This is a genomic window from Burkholderia sp. 8Y (assembly GCF_902506145.1).
Lineage (GTDB): Bacteria > Pseudomonadota > Gammaproteobacteria > Burkholderiales > Burkholderiaceae > Caballeronia.
The window spans coordinates 1-2,963 of record NZ_LR733543.1; the positions used below are offsets into that span (position 1 = coordinate 1).

Genomic DNA, 2,963 nt, shown 5'->3' on the forward strand with positions numbered 1-2,963 from the left:
AGTTGTATATGGTCTGGTCGCTGATCCCGTACTTCTTCGCGACATCGGCAATCGGCGCCTTGTCCGCCTCCCGCAGGATCGTGACCATCTGCTCTTCGGTAAACCGGCTCTTCTTCATGACTTCCTTTCTCCGTAGGAAGCCATTCTCTCAAGTTTCAGCTGGTCCGAAAATTCCAGGGCAGGTCATTTCGTCGAAGCGCTCGATACCGTCGACCGAGAAAAGGCTGACAGCTCCGAGGGATCTGTGTCCAAGGACGCATGCAGCCTAAAAACCGGGAATGTGCCGAGGTCGAAGGCCTTAGCATTCGTTATCTGACCTTGACCATTGCGGGCGCGGGCGAGCTGACAAGGCAGCTACAGTTGAGCTTGATGCAACCGGCCATATCCCGGTTCTTTGTGGCTCCAGATTTGCGCCGGGGCCCTCTTTGCGTTGCGTGCCGTTTGGATCCGGGGCATTTGTCTCGGGGCGGCAATCGAAGTCGGAAGGCTGCACGGCTTGACGAGAATGGAAGGGACCGTGCGGCGCATCCTCGAGTAGGCTGCGCCATTCGAGCAGACTGTCAATGACGGGACGAACTTAGGTCGGCGCTCTGCGTGGCGCCGTCGCGTTTGCGACGATGCGAAGAGCGCTATCCCGACTGACATTGCGGCAACGAATGAGGATTCCCTGTGGTGTCCCGTTGGCTGCGCAGACAATTGCAGCTCCAGGACAGACCCAAGGCGGGCACGCCTCGGTCTGTTGCACCTCCGCTTCGGTGACCGCAAGCCACCAAAGGGGCGGTTCGCTCGCGCTATTCCGCGCAGCATCAATATCAAGCGCAGCACCATGAGTAAGATCGCTTAGGAAAAGGTTGGTTGTGCCGTAAAAGTCGAGTGGGAGGGCGCGTTTTGCCGACCCGAGCCACCAGGTGCGCGATGGCCGTGGATCGCTCGAAAGGTCGGTGCTTATGGGCGACTCACCATGTGTCGCCCACGAGCACCGCATTCAGCGCTGCGCGCTCCGAAAGGTCAGGCGAACCGTCAGACCACCGCCGTCCCCGCCGCGTTCGAGTGACGCTTGCGCATTATGCTGTTCCGCGATACGCCGAACGATAGACAGTCCCAAACCACTGCCGGATGAGGCATGGCCACTCCCACGATAAAAGCGCTCCCAGACGCGGGCTTGCTCTTCGTCTGCGATACCTGGGCCGTTATCGCTGACCTCAAGCACGGCGTGGTCGCCCTCTTTCCGTACGCGAACGTCGACCCGTGCCCCCCTTCCGGCATACGAATCGCATTGTCAACAAGATTGTTGAGCATGGTGCGTAGGTTGTCGACATTCCCGCTAACGGTCACTGAATCGCCGCCAATCAGGCCAATGTCAATCTGGTTACTCTCAGCGAACCTCGCCCGATCACTTACAACCGAGCCGGCCAGGGCGACCAGATTAACCTCGCGAGCTACGGGAGGTGGCGATTCTGGCGCTAGTCGTGCAAGCGTAAGAAGTTGTTCGGCCAGACGTGCTAATCGTATGGCACCCGAATGAATCTGCGCAACGGTCATTCTTTTTTCTTCCGCGCTCGATACGCGCTGTAGCAGTTCAGCCTGCAGCGCGATCCCCATGATCGGGGTGCGCAACTCGTGGGCGGCGTCCGCAACGAAGTGCCTCTGCGCAACGAAAGCGCAGTCTAGTCGCCGAAAGAGTTCATTAAGCGCGTCGACGAGCGGCTTCACTTCGGCGGGCATGGTAGCCGTGTCAATCGGCTGCATATTGTGGGCATCGCGTCTCTTCAGGTCCAAAACAATCTCGCGCAAAGGGCGCAAGCCGTAGCCGATCCCGAACCACAGAAAAAGCGCAAGCACCGGGATCAGAGACAGCACGGGCCAGAATAAGTGCATGGCGATCTCCGCTACGGCCTCCCACCGCGCTTTCCGCAACTGAGCGACCCGCACCAATATATCGCCGTCCCGCGCGACGAAGCTATGCCAAAGCTCACCGTTGAGAGTCATGTCAGACGGGCCTGCGCCCCGAGGAGGAGGCAACCGGGCATCCGCGTCGCTGCTGAACACTCGCGTTGAACCTCGCCAGACCTCGAGCAGGACACCGTGGGATCGCTGACCTGACATTTGGTCGTCGTCGCGTTGTCCTCCCAGCGACAAGTGATCGCCCGTGTCAATCGCAACGTGGCGCGCGATCACCTTCAACTGATCACCGAGAACCTCATCGAGTTCGATAAGCGCGCCCCGATACGTCGCGGCACTCGCAAGTATGCCCGCCAACAATGTAGCAGGCAGCAGCCACAACAGCAGGCGCCCGCGAAGCGATCTCACGCCGTCTCTCCGATCTGGTAGCCAACGCCGCGTATATTGCGGATCACGTGCGCTCCAAGTTTGCGGCGCAGGTTATGCACGTGAACCTGCACGGCGTTACTTTCGATTTCTTCGTTCCAACCGTACAAACTATTTTCAAGTCGCTCACGGGAGATAACCCTGTCTGGGTCGCTCATCAGTTCGTGAAGGAGAGCAAATTCTCGCGCGGTCACTGCAACCTCTTCTCCGCGCAAGCTTACTAGGTGGCGGGCCGGGTCGAGCGAAAGCACCCCGACATGCAGAGTCGTATCGACGCGACCGGATTGGCGGCGAGTCAATACGCGGATGCGTGCCAGCAACTCTTCGAGCGCAAATGGCTTGACCAGGTAGTCATCGGCACCTGTATCCAAGCCGGCGACTCGATCGGGCACCGCGTCGCGGGCGGTGACGATAATCACCAGCGTCGGATCTCTGCGTTGCCTTAGCTTTAGTAGCAAGCTCAGCCCGTCTTGCTTGGGAAGCCCGAGGTCGAGCAAAATTAGCCCGTATGAACCGCACCGGATTTTGTGGAGGCTCCAACTCTTGAGACAATGGAGCCATGAACAAGAAGGTAACGAAATTTTCCCCAGAAGTTCGCGAGCGTGCGGTACGTCTGGTGCGCGAGCAGCGTAGCG

2 protein-coding genes and 1 pseudogene are annotated in these 2,963 nt (G+C 59.2%); all 3 read right to left on the bottom strand.

All coding sequences use genetic code 11. The features are described 5' to 3' along the window. On the bottom strand, positions 1-118 hold a 118-nt coding region (locus GV035_RS26990; protein WP_159838853.1), incomplete at its 3' end, for a transposase. Between the two features lie 867 nt (positions 119-985). Further along, positions 986-2,310, bottom strand: a pseudogene (locus GV035_RS26995) (ATP-binding protein). Beyond that, positions 2,307-2,909: a winged helix-turn-helix domain-containing protein gene (locus GV035_RS27000; RefSeq protein ID WP_442859609.1), complete on the bottom strand. Its 603-nt coding sequence runs from the start codon at positions 2,907-2,909 to the stop codon at positions 2,307-2,309. The pseudogene GV035_RS26995 and the gene GV035_RS27000 overlap by 4 nt, the downstream one beginning before the upstream one ends. Positions 2,910-2,963 lie beyond the last annotated feature (54 nt).